The organism is Nocardia cyriacigeorgica NBRC 100375, from assembly GCF_000308555.1.
In the GTDB taxonomy this organism is placed as follows: domain Bacteria; phylum Actinomycetota; class Actinomycetes; order Mycobacteriales; family Mycobacteriaceae; genus Nocardia; species Nocardia cyriacigeorgica.
Genome location: NZ_BAFY01000130.1, coordinates 1 through 14295, shown reverse-complemented (window position 1 = coordinate 14295; position 14295 = coordinate 1). Strand labels below are relative to the sequence as shown.

The 14295-nt window shown below is 67.7% G+C and carries 16 protein-coding genes and 1 pseudogene; 6 read left to right on the top strand and 11 right to left on the bottom strand.

The window, feature by feature from the left end:
- Positions 1 to 131: 131 nt before the first annotated feature.
- From RJ05_RS12555 to RJ05_RS12535, 5 genes are all read right to left on the bottom strand, one after another.
- Positions 132 to 1826: a 3-ketosteroid-delta-1-dehydrogenase gene (locus RJ05_RS12555; RefSeq protein WP_036537169.1), complete on the bottom strand. Its 1695-nt coding sequence runs from the start codon at positions 1824 to 1826 to the stop codon at positions 132 to 134.
- 704 nt (positions 1827 to 2530) lie between these two features.
- A complete protein-coding gene (locus tag RJ05_RS12550; RefSeq protein ID WP_036537168.1) occupies positions 2531 to 2929 on the bottom strand; it encodes an arsenate reductase ArsC in 399 nt (132 codons plus the stop codon).
- Entirely contained in the window at positions 2926 to 3999 is a 1074-nt protein-coding gene (arsB, locus tag RJ05_RS12545; RefSeq protein WP_036537167.1) for an ACR3 family arsenite efflux transporter, read from the bottom strand. The genes RJ05_RS12550 and arsB overlap by 4 nt, the downstream gene beginning before the upstream one ends.
- Positions 3996 to 4370 (bottom strand): ArsR/SmtB family transcription factor, encoded by a 375-nt coding sequence (locus RJ05_RS12540; RefSeq protein WP_036537165.1) that lies wholly within the window; start codon positions 4368 to 4370, stop codon positions 3996 to 3998. The genes arsB and RJ05_RS12540 overlap by 4 nt, the downstream gene beginning before the upstream one ends.
- A gap of 79 nt (positions 4371 to 4449) precedes the next feature.
- Entirely contained in the window at positions 4450 to 4848 is a 399-nt protein-coding gene (locus RJ05_RS12535; RefSeq protein WP_036537164.1) for a MerR family transcriptional regulator, read from the bottom strand.
- A gap of 113 nt (positions 4849 to 4961) precedes the next feature.
- Here RJ05_RS12535 and RJ05_RS12530 point away from each other — a divergent pair, with 113 nt between their 5' ends.
- From RJ05_RS12530 to RJ05_RS12520, 3 genes and pseudogenes are all read left to right on the top strand, one after another.
- Positions 4962 to 5693, top strand: coding sequence for a VTT domain-containing protein (locus tag RJ05_RS12530; protein ID WP_036537163.1), 732 nt, complete (start codon positions 4962 to 4964; stop codon positions 5691 to 5693).
- A 270-nt stretch (positions 5694 to 5963) separates the two neighbouring features.
- Positions 5964 to 7325 (top strand): hemolysin family protein, encoded by a 1362-nt coding sequence (locus tag RJ05_RS12525; protein ID WP_036537162.1) that lies wholly within the window; start codon positions 5964 to 5966, stop codon positions 7323 to 7325.
- Positions 7318 to 8127 (top strand): annotated as a pseudogene (locus tag RJ05_RS12520) (CNNM domain-containing protein). Before RJ05_RS12525 ends, RJ05_RS12520 begins: the two are co-directional and overlap by 8 nt.
- Here RJ05_RS12520 and RJ05_RS12515 read toward each other — a convergent pair.
- On the bottom strand, positions 8112 to 8864 hold the full coding sequence (locus tag RJ05_RS12515) for an SDR family oxidoreductase (RefSeq protein ID WP_036537161.1): 753 nt from the start codon (positions 8862 to 8864) through the stop codon (positions 8112 to 8114). The pseudogene RJ05_RS12520 and the gene RJ05_RS12515 overlap by 16 nt on opposite strands.
- Before the next feature lie 116 nt (positions 8865 to 8980).
- Here RJ05_RS12515 and RJ05_RS12510 point away from each other — a divergent pair, with 116 nt between their 5' ends.
- Positions 8981 to 9937, top strand: coding sequence for a LysR family transcriptional regulator (locus tag RJ05_RS12510; RefSeq protein ID WP_036537159.1), 957 nt, complete (start codon positions 8981 to 8983; stop codon positions 9935 to 9937).
- Here the strand turns inward: RJ05_RS12510 and RJ05_RS12505 are convergent.
- Positions 9863 to 10702, bottom strand: coding sequence for an SDR family oxidoreductase (locus RJ05_RS12505; protein WP_036537157.1), 840 nt, complete (start codon positions 10700 to 10702; stop codon positions 9863 to 9865). The genes RJ05_RS12510 and RJ05_RS12505 overlap by 75 nt on opposite strands.
- Positions 10703 to 10723: 21 nt before the next feature.
- Positions 10724 to 11779: a glucose 1-dehydrogenase gene (locus tag RJ05_RS12500; protein ID WP_036537154.1), complete on the bottom strand. Its 1056-nt coding sequence runs from the start codon at positions 11777 to 11779 to the stop codon at positions 10724 to 10726.
- A 181-nt stretch (positions 11780 to 11960) separates the two neighbouring features.
- Here RJ05_RS12500 and RJ05_RS12495 point away from each other — a divergent pair, with 181 nt between their 5' ends.
- Complete coding sequence (locus RJ05_RS12495; RefSeq protein WP_036537152.1) at positions 11961 to 12161, top strand: hypothetical protein; 201 nt, start codon at positions 11961 to 11963, stop codon at positions 12159 to 12161.
- 125 nt (positions 12162 to 12286) lie between these two features.
- Here RJ05_RS12495 and RJ05_RS32260 read toward each other — a convergent pair whose 3' ends face one another.
- Positions 12287 to 12889: a DUF6328 family protein gene (locus RJ05_RS32260; RefSeq protein WP_228789746.1), complete on the bottom strand. Its 603-nt coding sequence runs from the start codon at positions 12887 to 12889 to the stop codon at positions 12287 to 12289.
- 226 nt (positions 12890 to 13115) lie between these two features.
- On the opposite strand from RJ05_RS32260, the gene RJ05_RS12485 reads away from it, so the two are divergent.
- Complete coding sequence (locus tag RJ05_RS12485) at positions 13116 to 13541, top strand: ChaB family protein (protein ID WP_036537150.1); 426 nt, start codon at positions 13116 to 13118, stop codon at positions 13539 to 13541.
- A gap of 283 nt (positions 13542 to 13824) precedes the next feature.
- Here RJ05_RS12485 and RJ05_RS12480 read toward each other — a convergent pair whose 3' ends face one another.
- The gene (locus RJ05_RS12480; protein ID WP_232052064.1) at positions 13825 to 14028 is read right to left on the bottom strand and encodes a CDGSH iron-sulfur domain-containing protein; all 204 of its coding nucleotides are present in this window, start codon (positions 14026 to 14028) and stop codon (positions 13825 to 13827) included.
- Positions 14006 to 14295 (bottom strand): methyltransferase (locus tag RJ05_RS31395; RefSeq protein WP_036537147.1); only part of this gene is annotated, 290 nt, incomplete at its 5' end. The genes RJ05_RS31395 and RJ05_RS12480, both read right to left, overlap by 23 nt.

Sequence of the window (14295 nt, the reverse complement as noted above, 5' to 3'; positions counted from 1 at the left end):
TTTCGCGAAAGCCCCCGACCACGGTCGGGGGCTTTCGTCGTTTCCAGGAGAGAATGAACCCGGAAAAACATTTCGCCGCCCGGGTCATGGAGACCGGGCGGCGAAATATTTTTACGACGAGACGGGCGCTGCTACAGCTGGCCTGCGGCGTCTCGTGCGGCGATGTAACCGAATACGAGCCCCTGGCCGATCGTCGCGCCCGCTCCCGGGTAGGTGCGGCCGAAGACATTGGCGGCCGTATTGCCGATGGCGTAGAGACCGTCGATGACGCTGCCGTCCTCACGCAGCACGCGTGCGCGTTCGTCGGCGAGCACCCCGCCGCAGGTTCCGAGATCGCTCAAGGTCATCTTCACCGCATAGAACGGTCCGCTGGTCAACGGCCGCAGGTTCGGGTTCGGCTGGATGGTGGGATCGCCATAGTAGCGGTCGTAGGCACTTTGCCCACGCCGGAACTCGCTGTCGGTGCCGGCCGTCGCGTCCTCGTTGAATCGGCGGAATGTTTCGGCGAACGTGTGCTCCGGCACCCCGATCTTGCGGGCGAGCTCGACCGGATCGTCGGCCTTGTGGGCGATACCTGCCTCGTACCACGACTGCGGCAGCGGCTGACGCGGGAACAACCCGGCCGCGAAGATGTAGCTGTTGCGGTACTTCTGATCGAACACGATCCAGGTGGACTCGACGGGATCGCCCGCGCGCTCACGCTCGAGAATGCGCTGTCCATACGACATGTAATCGATGGACTCGTTGATGAACCGGCGCCCCGTCTGGTCGACGATGAAGGAGCCGGGCAGCGAACGCTCGGCCAGCATGACCGTCGGTGCCCCGCCCGGCAGCGCCGCGACCGCCGGGAACCACCAGGCCTGATCCATCAAGCCGGTCGTCGCGCCGGTGTCCTGTGCGACTCGGATCGCGTCTCCGGTGTTTCCTTCGGCGCCGAGGCTCTCGTGCTCGCCGAGCCGCTCGGACTGGTACTTGCGCCGCATCGTCATATCGTGGTCGAAACCGCCTGCGGCGAGCACCACACCGCGGCGGGCGGTCACGGTGACTTCCCGGCCGCCGTGGGCGATGACGGCGCCGGTGACGCGATCGCCTTCGGTGATGAGGCGGACCAGGCTCGTCTCGGTCCACACCGGGATCCCGGCCCGCACCACACCGGCGAAAAGGCCGGCCGCCAGCGCCTGGCCGCCTGCCATGTACTCACGGCGCAAGGCGAGACCACCGACGCCCTGCGCGAGCCGCTTGAGGATGCGCGGAATGCCCTTGCTGGGGACCCTCGCCACCAGATTCATCCACTTGTAGTCGGCGCCCGTGGTCGGCATCGGCACGGGCGCTTCCATCAGGCCCGGCCGCAGCCGCCGGCGCTCGGCCCGGAGCACCGAGGCGTTGAACGGTCGGCATTCACAGGTGCGTCCCACCGCGGACCCGCCCGGAAGTTCGGGATGGTAGTCCGAATAGCCTTCGGCCCAGAAGAACTTCATGGGCGTCGAACGCTGCAACATCTCGACGGTCGCGGCGGAATTGTCGACGAAGGCCTTGCCCCGTTCGGCCGGAGCCGAGTCACCGACCACGGCACGCAGGTAGGTTTCGGCCCGCTCCTGCGAGTCACCGGCGCCGGCCTCGCGCAGAATCGGGTTGTCGGGCAGCCAGAAGGCGCCACCGGAGCGCGCCGTCGAACCGCCCACGTATTCGGTCTTCTCGACGATGAGGGTGGACAGCCCCAGCTCGTTCGCGGTCAAAGCGGCGGCCATGCCGGTGCCGGCGCCGATGACCAGCAGGTCGACGGTGGTATCACCGACCGTTGGGGCGGGTGCGGATCGGGTGCGCAATGGTGTACTCCTTCTTCTGGTTTGAGCGCTGTGGACGCGCGCTCGGCGTCGGACCGCAGGACGGCACCCGCCGGCGGAGAACCCGCCGCGAACCGCTGTTCTGTTCGGTGCGGCAGTGGCCGGCCCATCGCGCCGAAGCGGCGCGGCCACGCCGATCACGCCGCTGCTTCTCCCCGGGCGGCTGTGCGACCGGGCTGTGGCGTCGCCGCGTGACCTAGCACACGCTACGGCTGATTCGTCGTCACAGGCCGACGATTCCCGCTGTGCGGGAACCCGCCCGGACGGCGCTGAGCAGTGGAATCGCCGACCTGTGCGGCGGGTCGCACGCCGGTCCGGTCAGCGGCGCTACCGTGGCCGAGCTGGTTCACGACCTGCTGGATCGACCGTGCAACGACCGACAGGAGGAACGATGCTGTTGCCAGGTGTAGGTAGCGTGCTCGGCGACTCGATGGTCCCGATACAGAGGATCCTGGCCTTCGTCGCCGGCCTCATGTTCTGACCACCGAGTCGACGATCGGAGGACTGGCGGACGGGCCGGGAGATCGAGTCGGAACTCGAAGGAAAGACACCGGAGGGCCGCAATCGACCCGATCGTCGAACGTCATTTCGGTGATGGGCGGGCCGATGCCCGCCCATCACCTATGTTGTGCGAGACCTATGTTGTGCGAGACCTATGTTGTGCGAGACCTATGTTGTGCGAGGTCTCACCGGAGTTCTGCGATCAGTTGCTCGACGCGCGCTCTGATCTGGTCCCGGATCGCGCGGACGGCATCGATACCCTTGCCCGCGGGGTCGTCGAGCACCCAGTCGCGGTAGCTCACGCCGGGGAAGTACGGGCAGGCGTCGCCACACCCCATGGTGATCACCACGTCAGAGGTCTCGACCGCATCGGGGGTCAGGATTTTCGGAAGCTGGGCGGAGATGTCGATGCCGAGCTCGGCCATCGCCTCGACCGCGACCGGATTGATGGACGCGGCCGGCGCACTGCCTGCGGAACGGACCTCGATGGCATCACCGGCGAGGTGCGCGAGGAAACCGGCGGCCATCTGGGAGCGACCAGCGTTGTGCACGCAGACGAACAAGACGCTGGGCTTGCTGCTCATGTGCGGACCTCTCGGGTGAAGCGATGGCGCAGGGCCAGTGACACATATACGAGTCCCACCAGGACGGGCACCTCGATGAGTGGGCCGACCACTCCCGCGAGTGCCTGACCGGACGTGGCGCCGTAGGTGGCGATGGCGACGGCGATGGCGAGCTCGAAGTTGTTGCCCGCGGCGGTGAAAGCCAGCGTCGTGGTCCGGGCGTACCCGAGGCCGAGGGCGGCGCCGAGCAGAAAACCGCCGCCCCACATGATCGCGAAATAGGCCAGCAGGGGCAGGGCGATGCGCACGACATCCCATGGTCGTGCGGTGATCTGCTCGCCTTGCAGGGCGAACAGGATGACGATGGTGAACAGCAGCCCGTACAGCGCCCACGGGCCGAGCCGGGGGAGCAGGGTGGACTCGTACCATGAACGGCCCCTGGCCTTTTCGCCGAAATGCCGGGTGAGGAAACCGGCTATCAGCGGGATGCCGAGGAAGATCAGCACGGATTTCGCGATCTGCCATGGCGATGCGTCGATGGTGGTTTGCTCGAGGCCGAGCCAACCGGGAAGCACCGAGAGGTAGAACCAGCCGAGCCCGGCGAACATGACCACCTGGAAGATCGAGTTCAGCGCCACGAGCACCGCCGCCGCTTCGCGATCACCGCAAGCCAGATCGTTCCAGATGACGACCATCGCGATACACCGCGCGAGCCCGACGATGATCAGCCCGGTCCGGTACTCGGGCAGATCCGGCAGCAGCAACCAGGCCAGCGCGAACATGAGCGCCGGGCCGAGTACCCAGTTCAAGACCAGCGAGCCGAGGAGCAGCCTGCGATCGCCGGTGACGGTGTCGAGCCGGTCGTAGCGGACCTTCGCCAGCACCGGATACATCATGATGAGCAGGCCGAGTGCGATCGGCAGCGAAATCCCGTCGATCTCCACCGCGCCCAGCGCATCGCCGAGTCCGGGGATCATCCGCCCGAGCAGCAGACCCGCCAGCATCGCCGCGCCGATCCACACCGGCAGGAATCGATCCAGTGTGGACAGTTTGCCGACGACCGGCGCCGCGGCCTCGGTGCCGACGCTCACGCGTGCACCTGCCCCGCGCCGCTCTCCACCAGCAGCACTTCCGACAGCCGCCGCACGGCCGCGGGCACGACGCGGTAGTACACCCACGACGCCCGGCGCTCACTGTCGAGCAGCCCGGCCTCCCGCAAAACCTTGAGGTGATGAGAAATCGTCGGCTGACTCACGTCGATCCCTGCGGACAGATCGCACACACACGCTTCCTGGTCCGCCCGGCTCGCGATATTGCTCAGCAACCGCAACCGCACCGGATCCGACAGCGCCTTGAACACCGCCGCCAGCTCGGCCGCCGTGGCGGCATCCATCGGCTCCCGCGTCGACGGCGCCCCGGCACACGCCTGCTCCAGGATCGGCCCCAGCTCCGATTTCGACATACATCGATATTGACCGATATCGAATCAGCGCGCAAACCGGACATGCGGCACGGCCGAACAGGGAGGTTGGGCCGCCGGTCTACAGCAGTGGGAGGGTGGGTTGGATTTCGATGGCGACCGAGACGAGGGAGTGGACTCGGGCGGCGATGATGTTCAGCAGGCCCTGGATTTCGGCGGGGGCGGATTCGGCGGCGGATTGGAGGTTTTTGAGGTCGCCGTCGAGTTGGGTGAGGGCTTTGGTGGTGTCGCCGGGGCGGGTGTTGAGGGCCGCGGCGATTTCGTCGAGGGGGATGCCGTGGGCTTCCAGGCGCTGGATGAGGTGGATGCGGTCGACGTCGGCGGGGTGGTAGAGGCGGTAGCCGCCCGCGGTGCGTTCGGCGGGGGTGAGCAGGCCGAGGCCGGTGTAGTAGTCGATGGTCCGATTGCTGACGCCCGCGCGGGTGGCCAATTCGCCGATGCGGACCAGAGTGTCGGGCATGGGCCTCCTTTCGCGCGGCGGTCACACGATACAGCGCGTGCCGGGACCCGGCCTGCGAGGAGCGTCACGAGATAGCCCAACCATACAGTTGCGCGTGTTACTGTGGGATCCCGATGAGCACTTATCTGTCGGCCGAGTCGATCACCCACCTGGCGCTGCTGCCGGGGTTCCTCGATCCGGTGAACCTGCTGAATTCCTTCGGTACCTGGATGCTGGTCGGCCTGCTGGCCGTCGTGTTCATCGAATCCGGGCTGCTGTTCCCATTGCTTCCGGGTGATTCGCTGCTGTTCACGGCCGGCCTCATCGCAGCCTCGAAATCCACCGAGATCGAGCCGTTCGCGCCGATCTGGTTGCTGCTGATCCTGATTCCGCTGGCCGCCATCGCCGGCGATCAGGTGGGATACGTCATCGGCGCACGCGGCGGCACCGCACTGTTCAAGAACAACGACGCCCGGCTGTTCAAGAAGAAATACATCGACGAGTCGCACGCTTTCTTCGAAAAGCACGGACCCATCACCATTGTGCTGGCCCGCTTCGTGCCGATCGTGCGCACGTTCGCACCGGTCGTCGCCGGTGCCTCCGGTATGCGTTATCCGGTGTTCGCCCTCTACAACGTCGTCGGCGGCGTGCTGTGGGGCGCGGGCGTCACCTACCTGGGCTATCTGCTCGGCCAGATCGCGGTGGTCCGCGACAATATCGACCTGATCTTCCTGCTCATCGTGGCGGTATCGGTACTGCCGATCGTCATCGAGGTGGGCAAGCGCATGCTGGCGAGCAGGAACTCCACCGCATCCGACCCTGCCGGGCCCGCAACCTCGGACAGCGAGGAATCCGTGCGGTCCTGACTGTCGTCGCGGCCGGTGGACTCGCCCAGCGTGCGAAACCATCAGGCCCGCAGCATTCTTCTCACGAACCCGGACGCGTCGGTCATACGCTTCTCGTCCTGCCGCCGATATTGTTGGGCACCCGATCCGGCGGCCCTCCCGACGCCGATCGGGCACCGTATCCACTTGTCGTTCCATCCACGGAGAGACACGCATGAAACGCGCATCGCGCAAGGGCCGAAAACCCGGCCCGCCCTCTGACGACCAGCCCCCGAGACCCGGGCTGTGCCGATGCTGACCGCAGCGAGCATCGCGCTGGGAATCCTCGTCGTCCTGCTCATCACCGCGATGACCGGCTACTTCGTCGCCCAAGAATTCGCCTACATGGCAGTCGACCGGTCGCGATTGAAAGCTCGCGCCGCAGCGGGTGACGCAGCGGCCGAACGGGCACTCGGCGTCACCCGCCGCACCTCGTTCATGCTCTCCGGCGCACAACTCGGCATCACCGTCACCGGTCTGCTCGTCGGCTATGTCGCCGAACCGTTGATCGGACGCGGATTGGGCGAGCTGCTCGGCGGGGTCGGCGTCCCCGCGGGCATCGGCATCGCGGTCGGCGCAGTGCTGGCGATCGCGTTCTCCACCCTTGTACAGATGCTCTTCGGTGAGCTCTTCCCGAAGAACCTCGCCATCGCCAGGCCGGAGCCGGTGGCGCGCCGGCTGGCCATGTCCACCACGGTCTATCTGAAGCTGTTCGGCTGGTTGATCCGGCTGTTCGACCAGTCGTCGAATCTGTTGCTGCGTGCGCTGCGGATCGAACCGGTGCACGACGTCGAGCATTCGGCCACCCCGCGCGACCTCGAGCACATCGTCGCCACCTCGCGCGATGCCGGGGAACTGCCGCGCGAATTGTCGACGCTGCTCGATCGGATCCTGGACTTCCCGACCGCTGATGCCGAACACGCCATGATCCCGCGGTCCCGTGTCGATACCGTGCACATCGACGACCCGGTCGACCAGGTGCTGGCCCGCATGGGCACCGGACACACCCGATACCCGGTGGTCGGGAGCTCGAGTGACGACCTGCGCGGCATCATCCACTTGCACGATCTGCTCGACGGCCCCGCCGAGGGAACCGCCGCCCGGCATCTGCGTGAGGCGGTGGTGGTTCCCGGCTCCCTGGCCCTGCCCGAGGTCGTCGCGCAGTTGGATGCGGCCGGTGAGGAAATGGCGCTGGTCGTCGACGAATACGGCGGTTTCGCAGGCATCGTCACGATCGAGGACATCGCCGAAGAACTGGTCGGTGAAATCGCCGACGAACACGACACCGGCCCCGACACGGCCATTGTCGCCGAGTCCGATGGCTGGCTCGTCGCCGGTGACGTCCATCTGGACGAGATCGAGCGCGTGCTCGACGTCGAACTGCCTGCCGGCGACTACGAAACCATCGCCGGACTGATCATCTCCGCATACGGCGGACTTCCCGAGCCGGGCACCAGGGTCGAGATCGCGCTCGAACCCAGCGGCGCCGACTACATCGACGGGCACTCGGTCGAGCGCATGGTAGAAGCCGAGGTCAGGGCCGTGGCCAAGCATGTGCCGGCCTCGGTGTTTCTGAACCTGCGGATCGAGCACAAGGCGGCCGGCGATGAGTGATCCGTGGATCGTCGCGGCTGTCACGATCGCGTTGATCGCGGCCAGCGCCTTCTTCGTCGCCGTCGAATTCGCGTTGATCGCGGCGCGCCGGCACCGCCTCGAAGACGCCGCCGCCACCAGCGCCGCGGCCCGTGCCGCACTGCGCAGTTCCGCGGAACTGTCGGTGTTGCTCGCGGGTTCGCAGCTGGGTATCACGGTGTGCACGCTGGCGCTTGGTGCAATCACCAAACCCGCTGTGCACCATTGGCTCACACCGTTGTTCGAGCATCTCGGCGCGCCGTTGTTGGCCGCCGACGTCGCCGGGTTCGTGCTGGCCCTGGTGATCGTCACCTTCCTGCATCTGGTGGTGGGGGAGATGGCGCCGAAGTCGTGGGCGATCGCGCACCCCGAGCGTTCGGCCACCATGCTGGCGATTCCCATGCGCGCGTTCATGGCGGTCACCAGGCCACTGCTGAAACTGCTGAACCAGATGGCGAACTGGTGCCTGCGCCGCGTCGGGGTGACACCGGTCGATGACGTGGATTCCGGGCAGGACCCGGCCGCGCTCCGTCATCTCGTCGAGCATTCGGCCACCGCGGGCGACACCGGAGTCCACGGCGGCCGACTTGATGCGCCCGGTGCTCACGCTGTCCGCGGTCACGCCGATTTACGAGGCGTTGCGCACCATGCGCGAGACCCGCACCCACCTGGCGGTGGTGACCAGTGGTGACACCGGCGAGCCGGTCGGCTGATCACCATCACCGATGTGTTGCGACGGCTGTTGCCGACCGCGACGGGCGCCCCGGATCAGCGGGTGGTGTAGCCGCCGTTGGCGAAGATGGTCTGGCCGGTGATCCAGCCGCCGTCGGTGACGAGGAATTCCACCAGCGGCGCGATGTCCTCGATGCGGGTCAGCCGCCCGCCCATGGCCTGCGATTTGTGGAACTCCACGCGCTCGGGAGTTTCCTGCGGATAGAAGAACGGGGTGTCCATCGGGCCCGGTGCGACATTGTTGACCGCGATGCCGCGCGCGGCGAACTCCTTGGCGGCGGCGCGGGTGAAGTGCTCGACCGGACTCTTCGCCCCGGCATAGGTGGAGTAGCCGTCGGTGAACGCTGCCAGCAGCGAGGTGACGACGGTGACGATGCGTCCGCCGTCGGCCAGCCGCTTGCCCGCTTCCTGCAAGAAGAAGTACGCGGCCTTGGCGTTGATGTCGAACATCGAGTCGTACTCGGCCTCGGTGGTGTCGAGGATCGGTTTGCGCAACACCTTGCCTACCGTGTTCACCGCGATATCGACGGTGCCGAACGCCTCGACGGCGGCGTCGAACATCGCGGTCACGTTCGCGGGCACAGTGAGATCGCCCTGGAATGTGATCGCTTTCGCGCCCGCGGCTTCGATCGCGGCCACGGTCTTCTCGGCGTCGGCTTCGGTGCTCGCGCTGTTGTAGTGCACCAGGACGTCGGCGCCCTGCTCGGCGAGGGTGGTGCTGATCAGGCCGCCCAGGTTCTTCGCGCCCGCGGCGACGACGGCGGATTTGCCGGCCAACTTGTCGGTCATCGTGGTGTCCTCATTCGCTCGGAAGTGGTGTCGATACCGACGCTAGGACCGACAGTGACAAATGGAAAACAGATCTTTGGCGTAGTTTCACAAGTAAATCTTGTTAGGCTGGTGGCATGCCTGATGACGTGCTGGATCCGCGCCGGCTCCGGCAGTTCCTGGCCGTCGCCGAGCACATGAACATGAGCCGGGCGGCAGCCGAACTGCATCTCACCCAGCAGGCCGTCAGCAGCACCATCAAGACCCTCGAACGCGACCTCGGGGTGCAGCTACTGCACCGGTCGGGTCGCCGGATCTCGCTGACCGCGGCCGGTGTGGCACTGCACGCGGGCGCCAGGCCGGTGATCGACGCTGCGGCCGCGCTGGCCCGTTCGACCCGACAGGCCGCTGAGGGGGAGCGCGAGAAGCTGGTGATCGCCCATACTCCCGCGATCTCGTCCGAGGAGGTGTTCGATCTGACCGCAGGCGTGCGCGCGGCCTTCCCGGATGCCTCGATCACCGCGCGCCAGTGTTTTCCCGGCGAGCTCGTCGCGGCCCTGCGCGAGGGCACCGCCGACGTGGCGTTACGGCGCGGCGCCACCACTCCCGAGGACGTCGCCGCCGCGGTCATCGCCTACACGCCGTTGCATGTGGCTGTGGCGGCCGCGCACCGGCTCGCGGCGCACACCACGCTGACGATGGATCAGCTCGCCGGTGAGCGGCTCATCGTGTGGGGCCCGCCCGGAACCTCGTTCTACGCCGACTATCTGCTGTCGGTCTGCCGACGCGCCGGATTCGAGCCGTCCGTCGTCGTCAACCACATCCAGGGCACCGCGCCGACGACCGCGGTGATCGGCACCGACTGCTTCGCCTTCGTCACCGCCGAACCCGGCACCTACCACCACGGGCAGACGGTGGTCCGCCCGATCGACCATCCGCCGGTCGCCCCGGTCCAGGCATTGTGGTTGCGGCACACCGAATCCGCCGTGCGGCAAATGTTTCTCGGTGGGCCGCAGGCGTCAGAGGATGGGCCTGCCGCCGGTGACGGCGAGGCGGGCGCCGGAGATGTAGCTGCCGTCGTCGCAGGCCAGTAGCACGTAGGCGGCGGCCAGTTCGGCGGGCTGGCCGGCGCGGCCGAGGGGGACGTCGTCGCCGAAGGCGGTGACCTTCTCCACCGGCATGGTCGACGGGATGAGGGGTGTCCAGATCGGGCCCGGCGCCACACTGTTGACCCGGATTCCCTTCTCGCCCAGCATTTGGGCGAGGCTGGCCGAGAAGTTGGCGATCGCCGCCTTGGTCGCGGCATAGGGCGCCAGCGTCGGCGAGGGCATGTCGGAATTCACCGAGGAACTGCCGATGATCGATGAGCCCGGTGGCATATGCGGCACCGCAGCCTTGACCAGATGGAAGTAGGCGCCGACGTTGAGGCGGAAGGTGTAGTCGAATTCCTCGGCGCTGATCTCGTCCAGCGTTTCGTGGGTCATCTGATAGGCGGCATTACTGACCAGCACATCGATATGCCCGAATTCGCGCACCGCGTGCTCGATGACGGTGCGGCAGTGATCGGGGTCGGCCAGATCGCCGGGCACCAGCTCGGCGCGCCGGCCCGCCTGCTCCACCAGCTTCGCCACTTCCCGCGCGTCTTCGTGCTCGTCGAGATAGGAGATGAGCACATCGGCGCCCTCGCGGGCAAAGGCGATGGCGACCGCCCGCCCGATCCCGCTGTCGGCGCCGGTGACGACGGTGGCCTTGCCGGTCATCTTGCCCGACCCGCGGTAGCTGTCCTCTCCGCAGTCCGGGCGCGGCTGCATCTGCGCCTGGATGCCGGGGACCTTTTGCTGCTGTTCCGGAAAGCCCATGGTGGTGTCCTTTCTCAGCGGTCAGTGTTCATCGAGGGCGATGACGACCTTCACGTCATCGGGGTCGGGGGTGAAGGCGTCGGCGAATTTCGTCAGCGGCAGGCGCCGGGTGATGAGGCCGTCGAGCCAGGCGGGGTCGGCGGTGGCGAGAGCGTCGGCGGCGAGGCGGTAGTGGTGCAGGTTGGCGTTGACGGAGCCGACGACGACGTCGTTCTCCAACACGATCGCGCGGTGCACGGCACCGGCGTCGACGTCGATCAACCGGCCCACCGGCGACACACCGGTCAGGCACACCACCCCGAACGGGGCGGTATTGCCCATAGCGGCGAAGACCACCTCGTTCGCGCCGGTCGCCTCGATGATGATGTCGGCGCGCAGGCGCTCGGCGATCGTCTCGGCGTCACCGTGGTGGTAGGTGGCGCCGAGTTCGCCGACCAGTCGCGGCTTGGCGCCGCTCTCGACACGATCGAGCACGTGGACATCGAGGCCACGCCGGCTGCCGAGCAGGGCGGCGAGCAGGCCGATCGGCCCGGCGCCGGTCACCAACACCCGCGACGGTTCGAACCAGCCGCGCTCACCGATGCGTTCGACCTGCTCCCAGGCCTTGGCGACCACGCTGGCCGGTTCCATCAGCACGCCGGCCCGTTCCAGCCGCGGATCCAGCGTCACCGCGTATTCGGCGTCCACACACCACTGTTCGGCGGCGTAGCCGTCGAGTTCCTTGATGCCGTGTTCGGTGTAGCGGCCGTTGCGGCAGTTGTCGAATTCGCCGCGGGCGCACGCCCCGCAGGGCACCGGGTCGGGGCGGCGCACCACCGCGACCACGAGGTCGCCCGCGGCGAAGTCCGAGTCCTCCGGTGCGCTGCGCACCCGGCCGAGGGATTCATGCCCGAGGATCAGCCGGTCCTGACCCGGCGGCGGCCACCCGTAGGCGCCGTCGGCGATCTCGCGGTCGGTGCCGCATACGCCGACCGCGAGTCCGTCGACCAGAAGTTCACCCGGGCCGGGTTCGGGGTCGGCAAGCTCGTCCAGGCGCAGTGAGCCGGAACGGGTCGGATCCACGGTGAGGGCGCGCATGATGCCGGGCTACCCGTATCCGCGCAGGTCATTCGCCGGCGGCGAGTCCTGGTGCCGGACAACCGGTTCGCCGGTGCGGATCGGCGGAGAAAAAGTCGCGGCATCGGTGATTAGCCGGTCGTGGACCGGGAATCGCACCCCTCGAGGCCGGTGACGGTCTCAGACCAGAAAGGAGTACGAGATGGCAGACTCCAAGAATCCTGGGCAGTTCGGCAATCGTCCGGACACGGAGGAGCAGGCCCGCCGCGGCGGCCAGGCCAGCACGGGTAGCTTCGGCGAGCGCAATGCCGCCGATCCGAGCGAGGCAGGTCGCAAGGGCGCACAAGCTCAGCCGACCGAAGCGAAGGCACGCGGTGGGCAGCACAGCCACGGCGGTCACTGACCGCCGGCCACCAGATGCCAAGGGTTGCCGCGGGTAGCGGCAGCCTGACGGACCCGGCGTCGCCGCGCCTCCTGGACCCCTCGGGGAGGCGCGGGCGTGCCGGGTCCATTGCTGCCCGTGGCGAATCAGCGGCCGTGACGTTGAGCGACGGTGCCGCGGGCCGCGCCCATTTCGCCCAATCGCCTGCGCATCGGCGCCACCAGCCACACCGCGACGAACACCACCGCCGTCGCGGCCCCGGTGACGATGGCCGCGACGGGCCCGACGACGACGTCGACGATCAGCGTCGTCACCCCGCACATCGCCACACCCAGGAGCGCCAGACCCGCCAGCGTGCACCGGTGGGCCGCGGTCACGATGGTCTGCAACCGGTGCCTGCGAAACAGCAGCCGATGCCACGACACCGGCGCCACCAGGAAAATCGTGCCGCCCACCGCCGCGCCCGCGGTGACCAGATACACCGCCCGCATACCGGCATCGAGCGAATCGAACGACGACTGGAACGGCAGGATCATCAGGAAACCGGTCAGCAATTGGACGCCGGTCTGCAACACACGCAGCTCCTGCAGCAGATGCGCCCAATTCCGGTCCAGTCGCTGGGTGGGGGTCTCGGCTCGGGCATGCCAGTTCCAGGTGTCGTGATCGGCGCCCGCGGGCGTGCTGCCGCGCCGGTGGCCCGCACGCCGCGGCCGAGCATTGCCCGTGGAATGTGTGCGACGTACCGGCATGCTTTTCCTCGCGCTCACCTGCGATGACCTGGTGGACCTGATTGCGGCGTACCCGCAGCGGTCCGGCTCATGCACCCGGTGCGGGGCCGTCGGCCGGTCCGGCGTGCTCACCCTGCCGCCGCGGGCCCGGGATTCGGCGGCAGGGCACCGGGTACGCCATCGATACCGGAGCTGTCCGGCCGGTGACGCCGGGCCGGACGCCGAAAGACCAGGAAGGAGCTCTGCGATGCCGAAGACAACCGCACGCGGTGAAGCCAAGCGCTCCGAGTTGCCGAGCACGGTGCAGCGTTCGAGTGAGAAGGCGCAGCGAACCTTCGCCAAGGCGCACGATGCCGCCCTCGAGGAATACGGCAGCGAATCGCGCGCGTATCGGGTGGCCTACAGCGCGCTCAAGCACAGCTACGAGAAGATCGGCGACCATTGGGAGCCGAAGGAGCATCGTGGACCGTCCGACCAGCGGGCCGAGAGCGGTGGGCCGAACGCGAAGGGCGATACCGCCGAGGGCGTGAACGCGAATGCGACCAAGAAGCATCTGATCAATGTGGCGGGGCGGCTGGAGATCACAGGTCGATGGAAGATGACCAAGTCCGAACTCATCGACGCCATCGAGAAGACCAATCGCCGCAAGACGGCGGCTCGACGCCGGAAATAGATTGCCCGGACGCCTGTTTCACTCCGGCCGGTCCGGGAATTACGCCACTGTAGGCAGGTTCGGGCGTCGAGAAACCGGCGCCGACCCGCCCGAGGTAACTCCCTGAATGCCGGCCGGAGCAGCAGTGCTCGACAACGGCGTCGACTCGCCCCCCGGCCCGGCGACGCCCCCGGCGGCCCCGACATGGGGCGGCCGCCGGGACAGGCGGTGTCACTGCTCGATCGACGCGCCGACGATGTCGCGCCGGAACGAGATCACCGCCGGGGACGGACCCGGCCTGCCGCTATCGCCGTCGGTGCCTGCGATGGCTGGTATCGCACAGCGGGTAGCACTTGGATCGTTTGCACAGGCAGATCGCGACCTGGAATCGGTCCGAGCGCACGGTACGCCCGTCGGCGGTGATCAGCTCGACGGGGCCCTCGACGAGAGCGGGGCCGTCGGCGGTGAACCGCACGCGGGTGGGTTCAGGGTTTGGTTCGGTCGGCACGGATCACCACCAATTCCTCATGTCGCTGACCGGGTTCGATGAGTCCCTGCTCGGCCAGCCAGTCCGCCCGCGAGCGCATGATCGGCCCGAACGGGATTCGGGTACGCGCCACCACGGCCGCCTTCAACCCGCCGGCTTTCAACCGCGACACCGTGATGTGCGGTCCGCTGACCGCCGACTGCACCAGCAAGGCGACCCCGTTGAGATCGAGCAGGCTCGGCAGCCGGGCGCACAGCGGGTCCAGCAGCTCGCGCCCGTGATGGCCGG

What these genes read in the sequence shown, in the direction of transcription:
- RJ05_RS12550 (WP_036537168.1), bottom strand. Translation starts at nt 2,929, where the DNA reads ATGAGCAGCAAGCCCAGCGTCTTGTTCGTCTGCGTGCACAACGCTGGT.
- RJ05_RS12540 (WP_036537165.1), bottom strand. Translation starts at nt 4,370, where the DNA reads ATGTCGAAATCGGAGCTGGGGCCGATCCTGGAGCAGGCGTGTGCCGGG.
- RJ05_RS12535 (WP_036537164.1), bottom strand. Translation starts at nt 4,848, where the DNA reads ATGCCCGACACTCTGGTCCGCATCGGCGAATTGGCCACCCGCGCGGGC.
- RJ05_RS12530 (WP_036537163.1), top strand. Translation starts at nt 4,962, where the DNA reads ATGAGCACTTATCTGTCGGCCGAGTCGATCACCCACCTGGCGCTGCTG.
- RJ05_RS12525 (WP_036537162.1), top strand. Translation starts at nt 5,964, where the DNA reads ATGCTGACCGCAGCGAGCATCGCGCTGGGAATCCTCGTCGTCCTGCTC.
- RJ05_RS12515 (WP_036537161.1), bottom strand. Translation starts at nt 8,864, where the DNA reads ATGACCGACAAGTTGGCCGGCAAATCCGCCGTCGTCGCCGCGGGCGCG.
- RJ05_RS12510 (WP_036537159.1), top strand. Translation starts at nt 8,981, where the DNA reads ATGCCTGATGACGTGCTGGATCCGCGCCGGCTCCGGCAGTTCCTGGCC.
- RJ05_RS12505 (WP_036537157.1), bottom strand. Translation starts at nt 10,702, where the DNA reads ATGGGCTTTCCGGAACAGCAGCAAAAGGTCCCCGGCATCCAGGCGCAG.
- RJ05_RS12500 (WP_036537154.1), bottom strand. Translation starts at nt 11,779, where the DNA reads ATGCGCGCCCTCACCGTGGATCCGACCCGTTCCGGCTCACTGCGCCTG.
- RJ05_RS12495 (WP_036537152.1), top strand. Translation starts at nt 11,961, where the DNA reads ATGGCAGACTCCAAGAATCCTGGGCAGTTCGGCAATCGTCCGGACACG.
- RJ05_RS32260 (WP_228789746.1), bottom strand. Translation starts at nt 12,889, where the DNA reads ATGCCGGTACGTCGCACACATTCCACGGGCAATGCTCGGCCGCGGCGT.
- RJ05_RS12485 (WP_036537150.1), top strand. Translation starts at nt 13,116, where the DNA reads ATGCCGAAGACAACCGCACGCGGTGAAGCCAAGCGCTCCGAGTTGCCG.